General features: G+C 74.2%; 23 protein-coding genes. 3 read left to right on the top strand and 20 right to left on the bottom strand.

The window, feature by feature from the left end:
• Nucleotides 1-387: 387 nt before the first annotated feature.
• The 4 genes from GXP74_RS10565 to GXP74_RS10550 all read right to left on the bottom strand — a co-directional run bounded on the left by GXP74_RS10565 (nucleotide 388) and on the right by GXP74_RS10550 (nucleotide 4,446).
• Nucleotides 388-1,095 carry a VIT1/CCC1 transporter family protein gene (locus GXP74_RS10565; RefSeq protein ID WP_225448592.1) on the bottom strand — a complete coding sequence of 236 codons (708 nt, stop codon included), beginning with the start codon at nucleotides 1,093-1,095 and terminating at the stop codon, nucleotides 388-390.
• A gap of 132 nt (nucleotides 1,096-1,227) precedes the next feature.
• Nucleotides 1,228-2,631: an acyltransferase gene (locus tag GXP74_RS10560; protein WP_182451234.1), complete on the bottom strand. Its 1,404-nt coding sequence runs from the start codon at nucleotides 2,629-2,631 to the stop codon at nucleotides 1,228-1,230.
• Nucleotides 2,632-2,683: 52 nt separating this feature from the next.
• Entirely contained in the window at nucleotides 2,684-3,370 is a 687-nt protein-coding gene (locus tag GXP74_RS10555) for an ABC transporter ATP-binding protein (RefSeq protein ID WP_182451233.1), read from the bottom strand.
• Nucleotides 3,367-4,446: an FtsX-like permease family protein gene (locus GXP74_RS10550; protein ID WP_182451232.1), complete on the bottom strand. Its 1,080-nt coding sequence runs from the start codon at nucleotides 4,444-4,446 to the stop codon at nucleotides 3,367-3,369. The genes GXP74_RS10555 and GXP74_RS10550 overlap by 4 nt, the downstream gene beginning before the upstream one ends.
• 153 nt (nucleotides 4,447-4,599) lie before the next feature.
• On the opposite strand from GXP74_RS10550, the gene GXP74_RS10545 reads away from it, so the two are divergent.
• A complete protein-coding gene (locus GXP74_RS10545) occupies nucleotides 4,600-5,823 on the top strand; it encodes a sensor histidine kinase (RefSeq protein WP_225447844.1) in 1,224 nt (407 codons plus the stop codon).
• Entirely contained in the window at nucleotides 5,820-6,464 is a 645-nt protein-coding gene (locus GXP74_RS10540; protein ID WP_182451231.1) for a response regulator transcription factor, read from the top strand. The genes GXP74_RS10545 and GXP74_RS10540 overlap by 4 nt, the downstream gene beginning before the upstream one ends.
• Nucleotides 6,465-6,540: 76 nt before the next feature.
• On the opposite strand, the gene GXP74_RS10535 is transcribed toward GXP74_RS10540, so the two are convergent.
• From GXP74_RS10535 to hisI, 12 genes are all read right to left on the bottom strand, one after another.
• Entirely contained in the window at nucleotides 6,541-7,380 is an 840-nt protein-coding gene (locus GXP74_RS10535) for a thioredoxin domain-containing protein (RefSeq protein ID WP_182456350.1), read from the bottom strand.
• 60 nt (nucleotides 7,381-7,440) lie between these two features.
• A complete protein-coding gene (locus GXP74_RS10530; protein WP_182451230.1) occupies nucleotides 7,441-7,980 on the bottom strand; it encodes a MauE/DoxX family redox-associated membrane protein in 540 nt (179 codons plus the stop codon).
• Nucleotides 7,981-8,008: 28 nt separating this feature from the next.
• Nucleotides 8,009-8,839 carry a thioredoxin domain-containing protein gene (locus GXP74_RS10525; RefSeq protein WP_182451229.1) on the bottom strand — a complete coding sequence of 277 codons (831 nt, stop codon included), beginning with the start codon at nucleotides 8,837-8,839 and terminating at the stop codon, nucleotides 8,009-8,011.
• A gap of 263 nt (nucleotides 8,840-9,102) precedes the next feature.
• Nucleotides 9,103-9,909, bottom strand: a complete 807-nt coding sequence (gene trpA, locus GXP74_RS10520) for a tryptophan synthase subunit alpha (protein ID WP_182451228.1) — start codon at nucleotides 9,907-9,909, stop codon at nucleotides 9,103-9,105.
• Nucleotides 9,909-11,138 (bottom strand): tryptophan synthase subunit beta, encoded by a 1,230-nt coding sequence (trpB, locus tag GXP74_RS10515; protein ID WP_182451227.1) that lies wholly within the window; start codon nucleotides 11,136-11,138, stop codon nucleotides 9,909-9,911. The genes trpA and trpB overlap by 1 nt, the downstream gene beginning before the upstream one ends.
• Nucleotides 11,139-11,186: 48 nt before the next feature.
• Nucleotides 11,187-11,324, bottom strand: a complete 138-nt coding sequence (gene trpM, locus GXP74_RS42070; protein WP_370468544.1) for a tryptophan biosynthesis modulator TrpM — start codon at nucleotides 11,322-11,324, stop codon at nucleotides 11,187-11,189.
• A 131-nt stretch (nucleotides 11,325-11,455) separates the two neighbouring features.
• The gene (trpC, locus tag GXP74_RS10510; RefSeq protein ID WP_182451226.1) at nucleotides 11,456-12,265 is read right to left on the bottom strand and encodes an indole-3-glycerol phosphate synthase TrpC; all 810 of its coding nucleotides are present in this window, start codon (nucleotides 12,263-12,265) and stop codon (nucleotides 11,456-11,458) included.
• A 163-nt stretch (nucleotides 12,266-12,428) separates the two neighbouring features.
• A complete protein-coding gene (locus GXP74_RS10505; protein WP_225447842.1) occupies nucleotides 12,429-12,824 on the bottom strand; it encodes a DUF2752 domain-containing protein in 396 nt (131 codons plus the stop codon).
• A 29-nt stretch (nucleotides 12,825-12,853) separates the two neighbouring features.
• Nucleotides 12,854-13,099 carry an HGxxPAAW family protein gene (locus tag GXP74_RS10500; protein WP_182451225.1) on the bottom strand — a complete coding sequence of 82 codons (246 nt, stop codon included), beginning with the start codon at nucleotides 13,097-13,099 and terminating at the stop codon, nucleotides 12,854-12,856.
• A gap of 92 nt (nucleotides 13,100-13,191) precedes the next feature.
• The gene (locus tag GXP74_RS10495) at nucleotides 13,192-13,878 is read right to left on the bottom strand and encodes a TIGR02234 family membrane protein (protein ID WP_225447841.1); all 687 of its coding nucleotides are present in this window, start codon (nucleotides 13,876-13,878) and stop codon (nucleotides 13,192-13,194) included.
• Nucleotides 13,875-15,422, bottom strand: a complete 1,548-nt coding sequence (locus tag GXP74_RS10490) for an anthranilate synthase component I (protein ID WP_182451223.1) — start codon at nucleotides 15,420-15,422, stop codon at nucleotides 13,875-13,877. The genes GXP74_RS10495 and GXP74_RS10490 overlap by 4 nt, the downstream gene beginning before the upstream one ends.
• A 21-nt stretch (nucleotides 15,423-15,443) precedes the next feature.
• Nucleotides 15,444-15,836 (bottom strand): phosphoribosyl-AMP cyclohydrolase, encoded by a 393-nt coding sequence (hisI, locus tag GXP74_RS10485; protein WP_182451222.1) that lies wholly within the window; start codon nucleotides 15,834-15,836, stop codon nucleotides 15,444-15,446.
• Between the two features lie 70 nt (nucleotides 15,837-15,906).
• Between hisI and GXP74_RS10480 the strand changes: the two genes are divergently transcribed.
• On the top strand, nucleotides 15,907-16,539 hold the full coding sequence (locus GXP74_RS10480; RefSeq protein ID WP_182451221.1) for a TIGR03085 family metal-binding protein: 633 nt from the start codon (nucleotides 15,907-15,909) through the stop codon (nucleotides 16,537-16,539).
• A 52-nt stretch (nucleotides 16,540-16,591) separates the two neighbouring features.
• Here the strand turns inward: GXP74_RS10480 and hisF are convergent, their stop codons facing one another.
• Genes hisF through hisH form a run of 4 tightly spaced genes read right to left on the bottom strand, consistent with a single transcriptional unit; the run spans nucleotide 16,592 to nucleotide 19,172 of the window.
• Nucleotides 16,592-17,362 carry an imidazole glycerol phosphate synthase subunit HisF gene (gene hisF / locus GXP74_RS10475; protein WP_182451220.1) on the bottom strand — a complete coding sequence of 257 codons (771 nt, stop codon included), beginning with the start codon at nucleotides 17,360-17,362 and terminating at the stop codon, nucleotides 16,592-16,594.
• Nucleotides 17,363-17,379: 17 nt separating this feature from the next.
• The gene (locus GXP74_RS10470) at nucleotides 17,380-17,787 is read right to left on the bottom strand and encodes a RidA family protein (RefSeq protein WP_182451219.1); all 408 of its coding nucleotides are present in this window, start codon (nucleotides 17,785-17,787) and stop codon (nucleotides 17,380-17,382) included.
• A 27-nt stretch (nucleotides 17,788-17,814) separates the two neighbouring features.
• On the bottom strand, nucleotides 17,815-18,543 hold the full coding sequence (gene priA, locus GXP74_RS10465; RefSeq protein WP_182451218.1) for a bifunctional 1-(5-phosphoribosyl)-5-((5-phosphoribosylamino)methylideneamino)imidazole-4-carboxamide isomerase/phosphoribosylanthranilate isomerase PriA: 729 nt from the start codon (nucleotides 18,541-18,543) through the stop codon (nucleotides 17,815-17,817).
• On the bottom strand, nucleotides 18,540-19,172 hold the full coding sequence (gene hisH, locus GXP74_RS10460) for an imidazole glycerol phosphate synthase subunit HisH (protein ID WP_182451217.1): 633 nt from the start codon (nucleotides 19,170-19,172) through the stop codon (nucleotides 18,540-18,542). The genes priA and hisH overlap by 4 nt, the downstream gene beginning before the upstream one ends.
• Between the last annotated feature and the right edge of the window lie 3 nt (nucleotides 19,173-19,175).

Here is a 19,175-nt window from a genome sequence, read left to right as displayed (position 1 = left end):
CGGGGGGCCCTGTCGTTCTGATGAGCAGAGCGCGGGGACGCAGACAGCATCGGCTCTCCCGTCGTGTCGTCGTGTTCGGCATGGTCACAATTCACATGCGCATCCGGGACGACGCTGGCCCTCTGCGGTGTCGTGCAGGTTACATGATGCCCGGCATTCCACAAAGTGGATTCCGGAGTCCATCATGTGGACTTAGCCAGCAGGTCAGGCCCGGTTTACGGCCATGCTCGGCAGTCTCGAAACGTGGGGACCCGAGTGTGTCGAGCGCCCGTGGTGTTGTCGCAAGTGTGCCCGAACGACCCGCCGCCGAAACAGTGGGTTTACGCATTCGCACGGTGTGAGTAACACCACGCAACGCAACCGGCGGCGGGCGGGGGGCGTCGCGGCTCAGCCGACGTGGGCGCCGATCAGCTGTCCCAGCAGGAAGGTCACTCCGGCCGCCGCGCTGCCCAGCAGCAACTGCCGCAGCCCGCTGAACCACCAGCTGCGCGCCGTCACCCGGCTGACCACCGCGCCGCAGCCGAACAGTCCGACCAGCGCCAGGCCCAGCGCGGGCAGCAGGCTGGTCGCGCCCAGCAGGTACGGCAGCAGCGGCAGCAGCGCGCCCAGGGCGAAGGCCGCGAACGAGGCACCGGCGGCGACCAGCGGCGAGGGCAGGTCCTCCGGGTCGATGCCGAGTTCCTCGCGGGCGTGGACCTCCAGCGCGCGGTCCGGGTCGGCGGTCAGCTGCTGCGCCACCTCGAACGCCAGCTTGGGCTCCACGCCGCGCTCGACGTACAGCTGCGCCAGCTCGGCCAGTTCCTCGTTGGGGTGGCGCCGCAGCTCCAGCCGCTCGATCTCCAGCTCGGCCTGCACCACCTCGCGCTGCGAGGCGACCGAGGTGTACTCCCCCGCCGCCATCGAGCAGGCCCCGGCGAACAGCCCGGCCAGCCCCGTCAGCACCACCGCGCTGTGCCCCGCGTTCCCGCCGACGACCCCGGCCATCAGGGCGAAGTTGGACACCAGCCCGTCCATCGCGCCGAACACCGCCGGACGCAGCCAGCCGCCGCTGACGTCGCGGTGGGTGTGCGCGTACGCCTCGGCGGTGGCGGCTATCGAGTCGGCGGTCGGGGCGGGAGCGGGCGTAGTCGTGGTCACAGATCCGAAGTTAACGGCTTCGCTCGGGCCGCGCCAGCAAGGCAGTACTGCCTAACCAGCGCTCTGACCTGCAAGGTCAGGCTTCCCTTCCTACCCCGTGACCGCCCTGGACGCGCGTCGCGCCGCCCGCGCCTCGGACCGCCGCAGCAGCCCGCGGCCGAGCCGCTGCCCGGGCAGCTCGACCAGCCGGTGCAGCGCCTCCGCCAGCAGCAGCGCCACCGCCAGGAACGCGGCCTCGCACAGCAGCTCCTGCACCGGATGGCGGGCCGGGCTGTAGTGGGTGTCGTTCAGGATCCAGATGGCGACGCTGAGCAGCGGGACGTGCAGCAGGTACAGGGCGTAGCTGAGGGTGCCGAGCCGGCACAGCGCGCGCGGCACCCGGCGTCCGCGCAGCAGCAGCATCCCCAGTCCGAAGACCAGCCAGGCCGCCACGAAGGCGGTGCACCAGCTGTCCGCGGAGGTGGTCCACACCCGGTTCAGTGACTGCCCGGCGAAACGCAGGCCGCTGGCCAGCCCGGCCAGGAAGACGAAGGCGCAGCAGGCCGCCGCGTACCAGCGGTTGATCTGCCCGCTCTCGGCCCGCTGGATCACCGTCCCGGTGAACATGGTGGCCAGGATCATCATGCTCTCGAACACCGCCGAGCGGCTGTTGAACACCAGCAGCAGCAGCCCGAGCAGCCCCAGCACCGCCACCCCGACCCGCAACGCCACCGTCCGGCCGCCCAGGATCGCCCCCGTGGCCGCGACCACGACCACCAGCACCGTCCCCACCAGCCAGGCCTGCTCGCCCGGACCGCGCACCAGGTACGCGGTCGGCAGCACCCCGCCGAGCAGCAGCGCGGTCGCCGCGAAGACGACCGCGATCGGCACGCTGCGCCGGTGCAGCCGCAGCAGGAACAGCGCCGAGACCAGGTAGTAGAAGACCATCTCGTAGCAGAGGGTCCAGGAGACGGCGAGCCCGTTCTGCACCCCGAGCAGGTCCTGCAGCAGCACGCCGTCGGCGGCGGCGGACAGCCACGGGTGCTGGAACACCCCGGCGCCGACCCCCGCGTACGCGCGCGGCAGCGACAGCAGCGCCAGCAGGAAGACCACCAGGTACAGCGGGTAGATCCGGAACACCCGGCCGGTCCAGAACGCCCGCAGGTCGCCCCGGCGCTCCAGCGAGGCGGGCACGATGTAGCCGCTGATCAGGAAGAACAGGAAGACACCGAAGATCCCGGCGTCCAGCTGCTGGTGGCTGGGCCGGTAGACACCGGGCAGCAGGTACGGGCCGGTGTGCTGGAACACCACCGCCAGGGCGGCGAACCCGCGCAGCGCGTCCAGCCAGCCCAACCGCGCCGCGGCCCCGGGCGCGGCCCCGGGAACCGGGCCGGGGCCCTTACCAGCGGCCTTACCCGGACTCTGACCCGGGCTCTCAGCCGAGGCCCGCGGAGCGGCGGAGGACGGCGCCCCGGGCGGGGCCACGGCGCTGTGACCGACTCTTACCTTGTTCACCTGGATGAGAGTACGGCCCTTACCTGAAAGCGGACGCAGAGGGTCCTGAGGATCAGCGGAGCCGTCCGTCCGCCATCTCCAGCACCCGGTCGGCCCGGTCCAGCAGCCCCCGGTCGTGGGTGACCGCGACGGTGGCCGTGCCGTGCTCCCGGGTGACCTCCGCGAGCAGCGCCATCACCCGCGCCCCGCGCTCGTGGTCCAGCGCCGAGGTCGGCTCGTCCACCAGCAGGACCGACGGCCGGGGGTAGAGCGCCCTGGCGATGTTGACGCGCTGCCGCTCGCCACCGGAGAGCTGGTGCGGACGCCGCCGCTGCTTGGCGCCGGACAGCCCGACCGAGTCCAGCAGTCCGACCGCCCGGTCCCGCGCCGCCGCCGGGGCGGTACCGGCCAGGTGGGCGACCACCAGCAGCTGTTCCAGCGCGGTGAGCGAGGCCAGCAGGTTGGGCTGCTGGAAGACGATCCCGATCCGGCCGCGCCGCAGCGCGGTGCGCCGCTTCGCGGACAGCGCCCCGGTGTCCTGGCCGCCGACCAGGACCTGGCCGGAGTCCGGCCGCAGCAGCGTCGCCGCCACCGCCAGCAGGCTGGACTTGCCGGAGCCGGAGGGCCCGAGCACGGCGGCGAACTCGCCGGGGGCGACCGTCAGCGAGACCCGGTCCAGCACGGTGAGCCTGCGGTCGCCGTCGGGGAAGGTCAGCAGCACCTCGCGCAGGGCCAGGGCGGGGGCGGGGGCGGTGTTCATCGGTTGGCTCCCAGCGCGGTCAGCGGGTCGACGGAGGTGATCCGGCGGACGGCGAGCGCCGCCCCGGCCAGGCCCAGCAGGACCATCGCCAGCACCGGCACCGCCACGGTGGCGGCGCTGAGCGCGAACGGCGGCCCGCTGCCGCCGTCCCCGGCCAGCGCCCCGCCGCCGACCCCGAGCGCGGCCCCGGCCAGCGTCCCGAGCAGCAACAGCAGCAGCGCCTGCCCGAGGGCGTCCCTGACCAGGTAGCCGCTGGACGCGCCGAGCGCCTTGAGCACGGCGATGTCGCCGCGCCGCTGGACCGTCCAGACGGTGAAGAAGGCACCGACGACCAGGGCGCTGACCGCGAACAGGAAGGCCTGGATCAGCCGCAGGCTGCCCTGCTCCGCCGAGTAGCCGTCGATCCCGGCGAGGGCGGCGGAGCGCGGCACGGTCCGGGTGCCCGCCGCCCGGTCCAGGGCCGCGACCGCCGCGCTGCCCGGGTCGACCGCCAGCGCGCTGGGCTGCCGCGCGCCGGTGACCTGCTCCCAGGTGCTCTCGGTGGTCCAGACGCTGGCCGCGTGCGCGTAGGAGCGGTCGGCGGTGATGCCGGAGACCAGCAGCGTCCGGGCGCCGACGGTGACCGTGCTGCCGGGGGTGATCCGGTCGGCGGCGGCGGTGCTCCGGCCGACCGCGACCTGGCCGTCCGCCGGGGCGGTACCGGCGACCAGGGGCGGCAGCAGCGCGGCGGCGGTGCCCAGCACGCTCACCGCGCCCGCCCCGGTGGCCGAGGTCAGCCGGGACACGGCGATGCCCAGCGGGTCGACCGGGCCCACGCCCGGCGCCGCCCGCCAGGCCGCCAGCTGGGCGGCACTGACGGAGCCGTCGCTGAAGGAGACCTCCGGGGCCGCCCCCGGTGGTCCGCCGAAGACGACGCTGTCCACCGGCAGCCCGGAGACCGCCGAGGAGGCGTCCGCGGCCAGCCCCCCGGTCAGGCCGTAGAGGAAGACGACCAGGGTGGTGATCAGCGTGACCACGACGCCCATCAGGGCGAACCGCCCACGGGCGAAGCGGATGTCACGCAGGGCGACGTACACGGGTGTCTCCTCGAACAGGGGGGCGGGGCCGCGCTCCACCCTGTCGGCCCGCGGACCCGCCGCCATCGGGGAGAGGGCTTGCCTCGAATCAATCGAACGGTTGATGCCGCAGTGCACGTGTTTCCGGCACACCCCGCCGTAGGCTCGGCGGTTGTGACCAGCACCGCCTACACCGCCGTCGGCCCCGGGCCGTCGCCCGACCATCCGCCGACGCTGCGGATGCTCCGGTTCACCCTGCACGCCATGTTCTACGCGCTGCTGGCAGCCGGGCTCAGCGGTGGCGCCCAGCCGGCGGACCTGGTGGTCGGGGTGCTGCTCGGGCTGGCCTACGCGGCCGGAGGACTGGCCGCGGTCCGCTCCTCCCGGACCCGGCTGTGGCTGTGGCTGGCGCTGGTGACCGGGCTCTGGGTGGCCCTGGCCGCGCTCAACCCGGCCGCCGGCTACGTGGCCTTCCCGCTGTTCCTGCTCCACCTGCACCTGCTGCCGCCGCACTGGTCGCTGCCCGCGGTCGCGGCGCTGACCGCGGTGGTGGTGGCCGCCCAGTCGACCACCACCGGCGGGCTGACCTCGGCGAAGGTGGTCGGCCCGTGCGTGGGCGCGGTGGTCGCGGTGCTCACCGCCTACGGCTACGCGGCGCTGTACCGGGAGAGCACCGTCCGGCAGCGGCTGATCGACGACCTGGTGCGGACCAGGGACCGGCTCGCGGACAGCCAGCGCGAGGCCGGACGCCTGGCCGAACGGCAGCGGCTGGCCCGGGAGATCCACGACACCCTCGCCCAGGGCCTGTCCAGCATCGTGCTGCTGGCCCGCTCCGCCGAGAGCGCGCTGCCGCCGGGGACCGGTTCCGGCGCGGCCCGCGAGCGGATCCGGGAGATGGGCGCGACCGCCGCCGACAACCTGGCCGAGGCCCGCCGCTTCGTGGCCGCGCTCACTCCCCCGCCACTGGAGGACGCGACCCTGCCGGAGGCGCTGCGCCGGGTCGCCGCCGCGCTGGGCCCGGTGCCACGCGCGGAGTTCCGGCTGGACGGCGAGGCGTACCCGCTGCCGGTGGAGGCCGAGGTGGCGCTGCTCCGGCTGACCCAGGAGGCCCTGGCCAACGTCCAGCGGCACGCCGGGGCCCGGCGGGCCACGGTCACCCTGTGCTACCTGGACGACCAGGTGACCCTGGACGTCTACGACGATGGCCGGGGCTTCGACCCGGACGCGGCGAGCACCGCCGGGCGGGCCCGCTTCGGGCTGCACGGGATGCGGGAGCGGATCGCCGAGCTGGGCGGGGCGCTGACGATCGAGTCCGCGCCGGGCGAGGGCACCGCCGTCGCCGCCGCGCTGCCGCTGGCCGCGCTCACCTCCGCCGCCGGAACGGGGGGCGGCCGGTGATCCGGGTGCTGCTGGTGGACGACCACCCGGTGGTGCGCCGGGGGCTGCGCGCGCTGCTGGAGGAACTGCCCGAGCTGGAGCCGGTCGGCGAGGCCGCCGACGGCGCCGCCGCGATCCGGCTGCTGGACCAGTTCCAGCAGGCCGGGCAGCCCCGGCCGGACGTGGTGCTGATGGACCTGCGGATGGAGCCGGGGATGGGCGGGGTGGAGGCCACCCGGCTGATCACCGCCCGCACCGACCCGCCGTCGGTGCTGGTGCTCACCGTCTACCGCACCGACGCCGACATCCTGGCGGCGGTGGAGGCCGGGGCCACCGGCTACCTGCTGAAGGACGCCCCGCCGGAGGAGCTGGCGGCGGCGGTCCGGGCCACCGCGCGCGGCGAGACGGTGCTGGCGCCGCCGGTCGCGGCCCGGCTGCTGGGCCGGGTCAGGGCCGGGCGTCCGGCGCTGTCGCCGCGCGAGAGCGAGATCCTGCCGCTGCTGGCCGAGGGCCTGGCGAACCGGCAGATCTCCCGGCGGCTGTTCATCAGCGAGGCCACGGTGAAGACCCACCTGGTGCACATCTACGACAAGCTGGGCGTGGACAGCCGCACCGCAGCCGTCGCCGCCGCCCGGACCGACGGACTGCTGGGCGACCGCTAGTCGGCGCGACGGACCGGGAGGCCGTACCCCGGGCCGGGGGTACGGCCTCCCGGTCGCGCTCGGGAACGACGCGCGGTCAGCTGGCGCCGGGCCTCGGCGTGGCCAGCGCGGAGGCGTCGGCCGCCGACAGCGTGCCCAGCGGCTTGCCCTTGTTCGCCGTGTCCACCAGGGTCACCAGGCTCTGCGGGGTGAGGCTGGTGCCCTTGTAGGAGGGGTAGGCCACGGTCCCGTTCAGCAGGATCGTGGGCGTGGAGTTGTAGCCGGACTTGTCGAAGTCGGTCTCCACCGCGGTCACCCAGGCGCCGAAGCCGTTGTTGTTGACGCAGGACTCGAAGGTGGGCGTGTCCAGCCCCTTGACCTGCTTCGCCAGCGTGATCAGCACCGACCTGTCGGACCAGACGTCCACCGTCTCGTCCGGCTGGTTGGCGTAGAGCACGTCGTGGTACGGGTGGAACAGGCCGGCGTTCTGCGCGCAACCGAGGGCGTTGGCGGCGTTCTTGGAGCCGCTGCCCTGGTCGTGCCGGTCGATGAAGGACACCACGTGGTAGTGGATCTGCACCTTCCCGGCCCCCAGCAGCTGGTTGACCGTGGTGTGGAAGGACTTCTCGAAGTCACCGCAGGCGGGGCAGCGCGGGTCCTCGTAGATGGTGAGCGTCGACGGGGCGTTGGTGGCCCCGACCGGGACCACCAGGTTGTTGGCGCCGATGGTCCCGGCCGGGGCCTGCGAGGCGTTGTAGGAGGTCGACTTGCTGTTCATCACCAGGATGCCCACGACCACGGCGACCACCAGCACCGCCAGCACCGCGCCGGAGATCCCGAGCTTTCTCAGCCGCTTGGCCTTGGCCTCCTCGGCCGCCCGTTCCTCCTGCATTCGGGTCCGCGCGCTGCGCTTGCCTTCGCCGTTCTTCTGACTCATTGTGCTCATATCTACCAACTGCGAGGGGACGGGGTCTGCCGACGGGACCGCCGGCGACGCTCAGTCGGCGGCGAGCCACCTGTCGAGCGACAACTTGCTGGCCGGGCGCCACAGCAGCCAGGCCGTGAGCAGGAGGAATCCGGTGTCCCGCAGGATCTCCTGGAGGTATTCGGTCTTGGACGCGGAGACCGCGCCGCCGCCGCCGAAGCAGCCGCAGTCGATGGCGATCCCCCGGGCCCAGACCGAGGCGATGCTGGCGATGTAGACCAGCAGCAGCACGCCGGAGACGAAGGCCGCGATCCGCGTGCCGAGGCCCACCACCAGCAGCAGCGCCACCGCGATCTCCAGGAAGGGCAGCCCGTAGCCGAACGGCCGCACCAGTGACTCCGGCAGGATCCGGTAGGCGCGGACCGCCTGGGCGGCGGTCTCCGGGTCGGTGACCTTGGCGAGCCCGGCCCAGGCCCAGACCACGGCCAGGCCGAGCCTGACCGCCGTCCCGATCCAGTCGCACACCCCCGGTGACAGCCGACCGAGCGAGCGGCCCCCCGCGTCGCCGGGCACGGTGTCCGCCTCCTGGCCGTTCCGCTGACTGGTGATCATCTGAACATCCCCTCCCTGTGACGTGGGATCAGCCCCGCTCCGCGGCATCGCGGACGAACGACTGTAGCGCCGACGGCGCCGTGAGCAGCTGGGGGTGCGTACCCAGGTCCACCTCGTTGCCGTTGAGCAGCATCGAGGGGGTGCCGAAGTGCACGCCCGCGTCGTTGTAGGCCTGCTGCGCCTGCCCGACCCACTGCCGGTACGCCACCGAGCGCACCTCGTCGTCGAACGCCGCACCGCGCAACCCCGGTACGGCGGAGGCGAGTTCGAGCAGGCGCTGCTGGGTGAAGCCATCGGTGTCCTCGGGCGGCTGGTTGGCGAACAGCAGCGCGTGGTACAGCGGGAAGCCGCCGTGGGCGAGGGCGGCGCGGGCGGCGTTGGTCGCCAGCAGCGCGCCGGGCCCGGGCAGCCGCTCGTCCAGCGAGGACTCCAGCACGTAGCGGATCAGCACCTGGTGGGACGCGGCCATGGCGGCCAGGGCCGGGCCCTGGGCGCCCTCGAAGGCCCGGGTGGTGCTGCACCGGAAGTCCTCGAACAGGGTCAGCACGTCGGGGGCGTCGGGGTAGCCGACCTCGACGGCGCTGCCGTCGGCCCCGAGCGCGGCGGGCAGCCCGAGCAGCAGCTGCCGCTGCGGCACGTCGACCACCTCGCCGCGGTGCGCGGTGACCCGGCCGGTGGTCCGGGCGAGCAGGGGGCGGACGGGGTGGCGGTGGGCGACGACGGGCACGCTGAACGCGGCGCGCTGGACGCCGCCCTCGGCCAGCGCCCGGTCGACCCGGGCCTCCGCGCCGACGGCGGCGGCGAGGGCGGCGACAGCGACGGCGATGCGGACCACCTGGGCACGGTGCAATGCGACCACAGCAGGACCTCCTCAGCTCGCGGTCGTGCGCAGGCGACGGGTGCGTGCGCGCACGAGTGGCGTCAGGAACGCCACCTGCCGGATCATCAACGAGGAGGGACGCGCGGCGGACACGCGCCACGCGGCGACTCACCTGATCGAGTTACTCGAACACGGTTGCGCACGGCCGGGCGCGGGAACGCCGCGGCCGCGCCCGGTCCGCTGGAATCGGACCAGCCGCGGCCGCGGCTGGTTCAGGCGACTGCGTCGTGGTTCAGGGCTGGTCAGCGGCTGCGGACGCCCTTGGCCAGTTCGGCGGCCAGCTCGCGGACGGCGGCGTAACCGGCCTCCTCGGTGGGCGCGTCCAGCAGTCGCTGGACGAAGGCCGAGCCGACGATCACACCGTCGGCGAAGGCCGCGACCTCCGCCGCCTGGGCGGCGGTGGAGACGCCGAGGCCGACGCAGACCGGGGTGTCGGTGGTCGCCCGGGTCCGCTTGACCAGGTCCTCGGCGAGCTCGCCGACCTGGCTGCGGGTGCCGGTCACGCCCATCACCGCGGCGGCGTAGACGAAGCCGGTGCCGTGCGCGGTGATGGTGGCCAGCCGCTCGTCCCGGCTGGACGGCGCGACCACGAACACCGTGGCCAGGCCGTGCTGTTCGGCGGCGGCCAGCCACGGACCGGCCTCCTCGACCGGCAGGTCGGGCAGGATGCACCCGGCCCCGCCCGCCGCCGCCAGGTCGGCCGCGAACCGCGCCGCGCCGTAGCGGTCCACCGGGTTCCAGTAGGTCATCACCAGCACCGGCACCGTCGGGTGCGCGGCGGTGACCGCGCGGACGGTGGCCAGCACGTCACTGGTGCGGATGCCGTTGCGCAGCGCGATGTCGTCGGCGGTCTGGATGGTCGGGCCGTCCAGCACCGGGTCGCTGTGCGGCAGCCCGATCTCGACGATGTCGCAGCCGCCGTCGATCAGCGCCCGGACCGTGTGCTCCGCGCCCGCGATGGTGGGGAACCCGGCCGGGAGGTAGCCGATCAGCGCGGCCCGGTCTTCCGCCTTGGCGGCGGCGAGGGTGGCGTCCAGCAGCGCGTTCATCAGTTCCCCGCCTCGTCGAGCAGGCCGAAGTACTCGGCGGCCGTGTGCATGTCCTTGTCCCCGCGCCCGGAGAGGCTGACCAGGATGACGCCCTCGGGGCCGAGCTCGCGGCCCAGCTCCAGCGCCCCGGCGAGGGCGTGCGAGCTCTCGATCGCCGGGATGATGCCCTCGGTGCGGGAGAGCAGCCGCAGCGCCGACATGGCGTCGGCGTCGGTGCAGGGGCGGTACTCGGCGCGGCCGGTGTCCTTCAGGTACGCGTGCTCCGGGCCGACGCCGGGGTAGTCCAGACCGGCCGAGATGGAGTGGCTCTCGATGGTCTGACCGTCCTCGTCCTGGAGGACGTAGGTGCGCGAGCCGTGCAGCACCCCCGGGTCGCCCTTGGTCAGGGTCGCGGCGTGGCGCGGGGTGTCCACGCCCTCGCCCGCGGCCTCGATGCCGACCAGGCGCACGCCCGCGTCGGGGATGAAGTCGTAGAAGATCCCCATCGCGTTGGAACCGCCGCCGACGCAGGCCACCACCGCGTCCGGCAGCCGCCCGATCCGCTCCTGGACCTGCGCCCGGGCCTCGATGCCGATGACCCGGTGGAAGTCGCGGACCATCATCGGGAACGGGTGCGGTCCGGCGACCGTGCCGAACAGGTAGTGGGTGGAGTCGACGTTGGCGACCCAGTCCCGGAACGCCTCGTTGATGGCGTCCTTGAGGGTGCGGCTGCCGGAGGTCACCGGGACGACCTCGGCCCCGAGCATCCGCATCCGGGCGACGTTGAGCGCCTGCCGGACGGTGTCGACCTCGCCCATGTAGATGGTGCAGTCGAGGCCGAACAGCGCGGCGGCGGTGGCCGTGGCCACGCCGTGCTGCCCGGCGCCGGTCTCGGCGATCAGCCGGGTCTTGCCCATCCGGCGGGTCAGCAGGGCCTGCCCGAGGACATTGTTGATCTTGTGCGAGCCGGTGTGGTTCAGGTCCTCGCGCTTCAGCAGGATCCGGGCGCCCCCGGCCTCCTCGGAGAACCGGTGCACGTCGGTGAGCGGGCTCGGCCGCCCGGTGTAGTCCTTCAGCAGGGCCGCGAGCTCGGCCGCGAAGGCCGGGTCGGCCTTGGCCTTCTCGTACTCGTCGGCGACCTGCTCGACGGCGGCGACCAGCGCCTCCGGGATGAACCGGCCGCCGTAGGCGCCGAAGTACCCGCGCGGGTCAGGAGTGATCTGATCTGGGGTGATGTCGTTGGACGACATGTGATGGTCCCTCAGTTGTGTGGTCCGATGGGGTCAGTGTCCACGGCTTCAGCAGCCGCCGACGCACCGCCATCGGCGTCCCGGCACCTGGCCGGGCTCCGCGCCGATCACATACCGGACCCGACGCCCGAGAACTCTGCGCGCGGGCGCGCGGCAGCCCCGTTGGAGGACGTAGCCGATGCGCACCGGAGGGTGGGGGGCGGGTGCGAGGAACGAGTGCCCGCCACCCGCCCGCAGGGAAGCGGCGGCCAGGGCCGACCCTTGGAGCAGCCGCTTGCAGCCGGGCTGGAGTCGGGGGGAGAGGGCCATCGCCGGGGTCAGTCCCGTCCGTGCCGGATCGCCGGGTGGGCCCCGGCCGCGACCAGGTCGGCGACCGCGGCACGCGGGTCGCGGCCGGTCACCAGGGACTCGCCGACCAGCACCGCGTCGGCGCCCTCGTTGGCGTAGGCGATCAGGTCGTGCGGGCCGCGCACACCGGACTCGGCGACCTTGACGATGTGCGCCGGGATCGCGGGCGCGACCGCGGCGAAGGTGTTCCGGTCGACCTTGAGCGTCTTCAGGTTGCGGGCGTTCACGCCGATGATCCGGGCCCCCGCGTCCACCGCGCGCTCGACCTCCTCCTCGTCGTGCACCTCGACCAGCGGGGTCAGCCCGATCGACTCGGCGCGCTCGATCAGCGACACCAGCGCGGGCTGGTCCAGCGCGGCGACGATCAGCAGCGCCAGGTCCGCGCCGTACGCCCGGGCCTCCCACAGCTGGTAGGCGGTGACGATGAAGTCCTTGCGCAGCACCGGGGTGTCCACGGCCGCGCGGACCGCGCGCAGGTCGGCCAGCGAGCCGCCGAAGCGCCGCTGCTCGGTCAGCACCGAGATGGCGGCGGCGCCGCCCGCCGCGTAGTCGGCGGCCAGTGAGGCCGGGTCGGCGATCGCGGCCAGCGCGCCCTTGGACGGGCTGGAGCGCTTCACCTCGCAGATCACCCGGACCCCGTCGCCGCGCAGCGCGGCGACCCCGTCCTTGGCCTGCGGAGCCCGTTGCGCGAGTTCCTTGAGCTCGTCCAGCGACACCCGGCTCTGGCGCTCCGCCAGGTCCTCACGGACCCCGGCGATGATCTCGTCGAGCACGCTCACGGGGCGCCCCCTTCTCGGGTGTACCGACCGGCCGACGGTTGACGGCCAGCTTCGATGCTATCCGCAGCCGGGTCCGCGACCTACATCCCGCGGTTCCCGGTCTCGTCTGCCGGACAGCGCCCGGTCCGCCCGGAAACGTTTCCGCAGGCGGCCGGGGCGGTGCTCAGGGCGCCAGGAAGGCCCCCGCGGGGGTGTTCCGCAGCACCGTGAAGGCGAGCACCGCGGCGACCAGCGCGGCCGTCGTGCCCCGGCCCGGCGCCCGCAGCCGGGTCCGCCGCCCGCGCGCCGAGCGGTACGTCCAGTGCGCCCAGACCAGCACCGCCGCCGCGCACCCGGCGAGCACCAGCGCGTTGTCGTGCAGCGCGGTCCGCGGGTCCCCCCGGGTCAGCGCGTGCACACAGCGCAGCCCCCCGCAGCCCGGGCACCACCAGCCGGTGATCCGCAGGAACGGGCAGACCGGGTAGTGGCCGGGGTGGTTCGGATCGACCAGCCCGACGTACGCCGTGGCCGAGGCGACGGCCGCGAAGGCCGCCGCCGGTCCGGCGAGTCCGCGCGCCACCCCGGTCCGGGACGGCGCGGGAGCGGGGATCAGACGCCCGAGCCGATCGGGGCCTTCTTCGTGGCGACGACGTGGTGGTCGTCGGGCTTCTTGCCGAACCCGGCCATCGACATCACCTTGCCGACGACGGCGCCGAGGGCGGCGATCACCAGGCCGACCCCGACCAGCACCGGGCTGGGCATGACCATGGCCACAGCGGCCAGGATGAAGCCGATGAACGAGACCCCGACACCCGTCCAGGCGGCGGTGGTGTGTCCGTGGGCGCTACCCGACATTACTGCTCCTTGGTTCTGTGGATGGCTCTCGGTGCCATTGTTCCGTACGCCGGTCGGCGCTGCCGTGCGGGGTGGCCGGTTCGCGCGGTCCGCTACTCGGTCGGGTCCTCGCCCCGGTCCAGCGCCTGCCAGACGTCGGCCGGGGTCTGCTCCCGGGCGGGCCGCCTTCCGGCGGGACCGGCGGTCGCGACGGCTCCCGGCCCGACGACCCTACGGCGCGCGGGCGCGTCGTAGCGCGAGGACATGCCGGGCCAGTCACGCCCCCGGGTGATCACCAGCACTCCGGCGAGGAGCAGCAGCACCCCGCCGACCGCCCCGGCCCAGGGCCAGGCGGTGTGCACCACGTGGTCGGCGGTGGCCGAGCTGAGGCCCACCGCCGCCGAGGCCCGCCGGTTCAGCGCGGCGCCGCTGGTCGCGGCGGTCAGGCAGACCGCCACCGCGCCCGCGCCCGCCAGCGCCAGCAGCGCGCCCAGCAGCCGTCGGCCGAAGCCCCGGACCGCGAACACCGCCACCGCCGAGGCCAGCCCGACCAGCGCCAGCGCGCTGGGCAGGCCGGTGGTCTGCGACCCGCTGGCGCTGACGTGCAGCACCGCCTGCTGGAAGCCGACCTGGCCGCGGGACCAGGTCCGGCCGGCCGCCAGCAGCGCCAGGCTCGCCCCGAGCACGGCGAACAGCAGCATCAGCGCCAGGCTGCGCCGGTCCGGCTTCGGCCGGTCCGGCTCGGCCTGCGGCGCTTCGCTGAGGGGGGCTTCGGTCCTGGGCTGCGGCAGTGCGGTCACCCGTCCAGTCTGCCCTGTGCCCCCACCGTCGCCGGACGCAGGGTGCTCGCCGTGGCGACCGCGCGCAGCACCGCCGCCGCCTTGTTGCGGCATTCCTGGTCCTCGCTCTCCGGCACCGAGTCGGCCACCACGCCCGCGCCCGCCTGGACGTACGCCACGCCGTCGCGGATCAGCGCGGTGCGGATGGCGATCGCGGTGTCGGCGTCCCCGGCGAAGTCCAGGTAGCCGACACAGCCGCCGTACAGGCCCCGGCGGGTGGGTTCCAGCTCCTCGATGATCTGCATCGCGCGCGGCTTGGGCGCGCCGGAGAGCGTCCCCGCCGGGAAGCAGGCGGTGAGCACGTCGAAGGCGGTGCGGTCGTCGGCGACCCGGCCGGTGACCGTGGAGACGATGTGCATCACGTGGCTGTAGCGCTCGACCGTCATGAACTCCACCACCTCGACGCTGCCGGGGGCGCAGACCCGGCCCAGGTCGTTGCGGCCCAGGTCGACCAGCATCAGGTGCTCGGCCCGCTCCTTGGGGTCGGCCAGCAGCTCGGCGGCCAGGTCGGCGTCCTGCTCCGGGGTGCCGCCGCGCGGCCTGGTCCCGGCGATCGGGTGCACCATCGCCCGGCCGCCCTCGACCTTGACCAGGGCCTCCGGGCTGGAGCCGACGACGTCGAAGTCCTCGAACCGGAGCAGGTACATGTACGGGCTGGGGTTGGTCGCCCGCAGCACCCGGTAGACGTCCAGCGGGCTGGCCGGGCAGGGCACCTGGAACCGCTGCGAGGGCACCACCTGGAACGCCTCGCCGGCCCGGATCCGCTCCTTGACCTGCTCCACCGCGGCCCGGTACGGCGCCCCGCCGAACGGCGAGTGGGCGTCGACGGCGGCGACCGGGGTGAGCGCGGCGGCGCCGGTGTCCACCGGGCGGGCCAGGTCGGCGGTCATCGCGTCGAGCCGGGCCACGGCGTCGGCGTAGGCGGCGTCCACGCCGGTCGGCCGGTCGTCGTGGTTGACCGCGTTGGCGATCAGGATGACGCTGCACGAGGCGTGGTCGAGCACCGCGAGGTCGGTGGCGAACAGCATGGTCAGCTCGGGCAGGCCCAGGTCGTCCGGGGCGATCACCGGCAGCCGCTCCAGCCGCCGCACCACGTCGTAGCCGAGGTAGCCGACCATGCCGCCGGTGAACGGCGGCAGCCCGGCGCCGTCGTGCGGGTCGCGCGGGGTGTGCAGGGCCTCGATGGTGGCCCGCAGCACGTCCAGCGGGTCGCCCTCGGTCGGCACGCCGACGGGGGGCGTGCCCACCCAGCGGGCGTCGCCCTCGTCGTCCACGGTGAGCACGGCGGCGCTGCGCACCCCGACGAAGGAGTAGCGCGACCAGGAGCGCCCCTGCTCGGCGGACTCCAGCAGGAAGGTGTTCGGGCGCTCCCCCGCCAGCTTGCGGTACAGCGCGACGGGCGTGTCGCCGTCCGCCAGCAGCCGCCGGGTGACCGGGATGACCCGGCGGTCCACGGCGAGCTTGCGGAAGGTCTCCAGATCGGGGGTGATCGTGCCGGTGGTCATGGTGCTGAAGCCTAGTCGGAGCTACCGCTCGCCGGGGCCGAGATCCAGGGAGCCCGCGTCGAAGCAGGTGCGGTCGCCGGTGTGGCAGGCCGCGCCGACCTGGTCGACCTTCACCAGCACGGTGTCCGCGTCGCAGTCCAGGGCCACCGACTTCACCAGCTGGAGGTGCCCCGAGGTGTCGCCCTTGACCCAGTACTCGCTGCGGCTGCGGGACCAGTAGGTGCACCGGCCGGTGGTCAGCGTGCGGTGCAGGGCCTCGTCGTCCATCCAGCCCAGCATCAGCACCTCCCCGGTGTCGTACTGCTGCGCGATGGCGGGGACCAGGCCCTGGGCGTCGCGCTTGAGGCGGGCGGCGACCGCCGGGTCGAGCGCGGTGCTGCCGGGGACGGCGGGAAGGGCGGGGGCTGCGGACATGCGTCCATTGTGCCGCAGGCCGCGCGCCGCGCGGGGACGGTCGCGGGCCGGGTAGCCGTACGCTGACGGTATGTCGAACTACGCGCGACGCGAACGCCTGCTGCTCGTCGATCTGTTGGAGGCCGTCGGCCCCGACGCGCCCACCCTCTGCGAGGGCTGGAAGACCCAGGACCTGGCCGCGCACCTGGTGCTGCGGGAGCGTCGGCCCGACGCCGCCGGGGGCATGTTCATCAAGCCCCTGGCCGCCCGGCTGGCCAAGGTCCAGGGGGAGTACACCGCCAAGCCGTACCCGGAGCTGCTGGGGCTGTTCCGCGGCGGCCCGCCGCCGCTGTCGCTGTTCGGGATCCCCGGCGCGGACGAGGCCGCCAACACCGTGGAGTACTACGTCCACGGCGAGGACGTGCGCCGGGCCCAGACGGACTGGAAGCCCCGGGTGCTGGACGCCGAGTTCGCCGAGGTGCTGTGGAAGCGGCTGGCCCGGATGGCCACGCTGTCCGGCCGCAAGGCCCCGGTCGGCCTGGTGCTGCGCCGCCCGGACGGGCAGACGGCGGTGGCCCGCAAGGGCGCGCCGGTGGTGACCGTCACCGGTGAGCCCGCCGAGCTGCTGCTGTTCGCCATGGGTCGGCAGGCCCACGCGCAGGTGGAGCTGGAGGGCGAAGCGGACGCCATCGCCCGGGTGCGCACCGCGCAGCTCGGCGTCTGAGAGCGGTCCGCGCCGGAGGGAACCGGCCCGGACCGGTCGGCCCCGGTCCGCCTCAGCGGACCGGGTGACCGGCCTCCCGAAGCGCCTGCTTGACCTCGCCGATCCGCAGGTCGCCGAAGTGGAAGACGCTCGCGGCGAGCACCGCGTCCGCCCCGGCCGCGACCGCCGGGGCGAAGTCGGCGAGCCGGCCCGCGCCGCCGCTGGCGATCACCGGCACCCCGACCCGGGCCCGGACCGCGCGCAGCAGCTCCAGGTCGTAGCCGTCCTTGGTGCCGTCGGCGTCCATGGAGTTCAGCAGGATCTCCCCGGCGCCCAGTTCGGCCGCGCGCTCGGCCCACTCCACCGCGTCGATGCCGGTACCGCGGCGGCCGCCGTGGGTGGTGACCTCGAAGCCGGACGCGGTCACCGTGCCCTCGCCGACCCGCCGGGCGTCGATGGAGAGCACCAGCACCTGCCGCCCGAACCGCTCGGCGATCTCCCGCAGCAGCTCGGGGCGGGCGATCGCGGCGGTGTTGACGCCGACCTTGTCCGCCCCGGCCCGCAGCAGCCGGTTGACGTCCTCCGCCTCGCGCACCCCGCCGCCGACGGTGAGCGGGATGAACACCTGCTCGGCGGTGCGGCGCACCACGTCGTAGGTGGTCTCCCGGTCACCGGAGGAGGCGGTGATGTCGAGGAAGGTCAACTCGTCGGCGCCCTCGGCGTCGTAGAGCCTGGCCATTTCGACCGGGTCCCCGGCGTCGCGCAGGTTCTCGAAGTTGACGCCCTTGACGACGCGCCCGGCGTCGACGTCCAGGCAGGGGATCACGCGAACGGCGAGCGTCATCTCAGCGGTGCTCCAAGTCAGTGGCTCTTCTGGTCTTCGGGGCTGTTCGGCGACCGGCCGCCGCGGTACGCGTCGATCTCGACCTCCACGGCCATCCGGGAGTCGAGCAGGGCGCTGACCACGACCATGGTGGCGGCCGGGCGCACCGCGTCGAACAGCTCCTTGTGGGCCCGGCCGACGTCGTCGACGTCGCGGGCGTGGGTGACGTACATCCGGGTGCGGACGACGTCGGCGGCGCCCAGGCCGAAGCCGGTGAGGGCGTCCAGCGCCACCGTGAAGGCCGTGCGGGCCTGGTCGTACGGGGAGCCCTCGAACAGGACCCGCCCGTCGTCCCAGGCGGTGCAGCCGGACACCAGCACGAAGTCGCCGACGGCGACGGCCCTGGAGAAGCCGAACTGCTCCTCCCAACTCGGACGCTCGGTCATGCCGGGGTCAACTCCTTCGGCCGTGGTTCAGGACGTGGCTGCGAGCGCCTCTTCGAGCGTGAAAGCCTGCGCGTAGAGGGCCTTGCCCACAATGGCACCTTCGACACCGTCCCGGACGAGTCCGGCGATGTCGCGCAGGTCCTGGAGCGAGGAAACGCCGCCGCTGGCGACCACCGGGCGGTCGGTGGCGGCGCAGACGTCGCGCAGCAGCTGCAGGTTGGGACCGGTGAGGGTGCCGTCCTTGTCCACGTCGGTCACCACGTAGCGGGCGCAGCCCTCGGCGTCGAGCCGGGCCAGCGCCTCGTAGAGGTCGCCGCCCTCGCTGGTCCAGCCGCGTCCGCGCAGGGTGGTGCCGACGACGTCGAGGCCGACCGCGATCCGGTCGCCGTACTCGGCGATGGCCTTGGCCACCCACTCGGGGGACTCCAGCGCGGCGGTGCCGAGGTTCACCCGGGCGCAGCCGGTGGCCAGCGCGGCCCGCAGCGAGTCGTCGTCGCGGATGCCGCCGGACAGCTCGACCCTGACGTCGAGCCGACCGGTGACCTCGGCCAGCAGCGCCCGGTTGTCGCCGGTGCCGAAGGCGGCGTCGAGGTCGACCAGGTGGATCCACTCGGCCCCGGCCGCCTGCCAGGCGAGGGCGGCGGCCAGCGGCTCGCCGTACGAGGTCTCGGAGCCGGAGGCGCCCTTGACCAGGCGGACCGCCTGGCCGTCGCGGACGTCGACGGCGGGCAGCAGCACGAGGTGGTCGTTACTCACAGCGTGGAGATCCAGTTCTTCAGCAGGGTCGCACCGGCGTCGCCGGACTTCTCGGGGTGGAACTGCGTCGCCGCCAGCGGGCCGTTCTCCACGGCGGCGACGAACGGCTCGCCGTGCTCGGCCCAGGTGACCCGCGGCGCGCGCAGCTGCTCGATCGGGGGCAGCTCCCAGGTCCGGACGGCGTAGGAGTGCACGAAGTAGTAGCGGGCGTCCTCGGGCAGGCCCGCGAACAGGGTGCTCCCGGCGGCGGCCTCGACCGTGTTCCAGCCCATGTGCGGGACGATCGGCGCGCGCAGCGGCTCGACCGTGCCGGGCCACTCGTCGCAGCCCTCGGTCTCCACGCCGTGCTCGACGCCGCGCGCGAACAGGATCTGCATCCCGACGCAGATGCCCAGCACCGGGCGTCCGCCGGCCAGCCGGCGGCCGATGACCCGGTCGCCGCGGACCGCGCGCAGCCCCTCCATGCAGGCGGCGAACGCGCCCACGCCGGGTACCAGCAGGCCGTCGGCGTCCAGCGCGGCCTGGAAGTCGGAGGTCACCTCGACCTCGGCGCCGACCCGTTCCAGGGCCCGCTGCGCGGAGCGGAGGTTGCCGGAGCCGTAGTCGAGGACGACCACGTGCTTCGTCATGGC

This window comes from Streptacidiphilus sp. P02-A3a (assembly GCF_014084105.1).
In the GTDB taxonomy this organism is placed as follows: Bacteria; Actinomycetota; Actinomycetes; order Streptomycetales; family Streptomycetaceae; genus Streptacidiphilus.
Note: the sequence above shows the minus strand (reverse complement) of the source record. Positions and strands in the feature narration are given on the sequence as shown.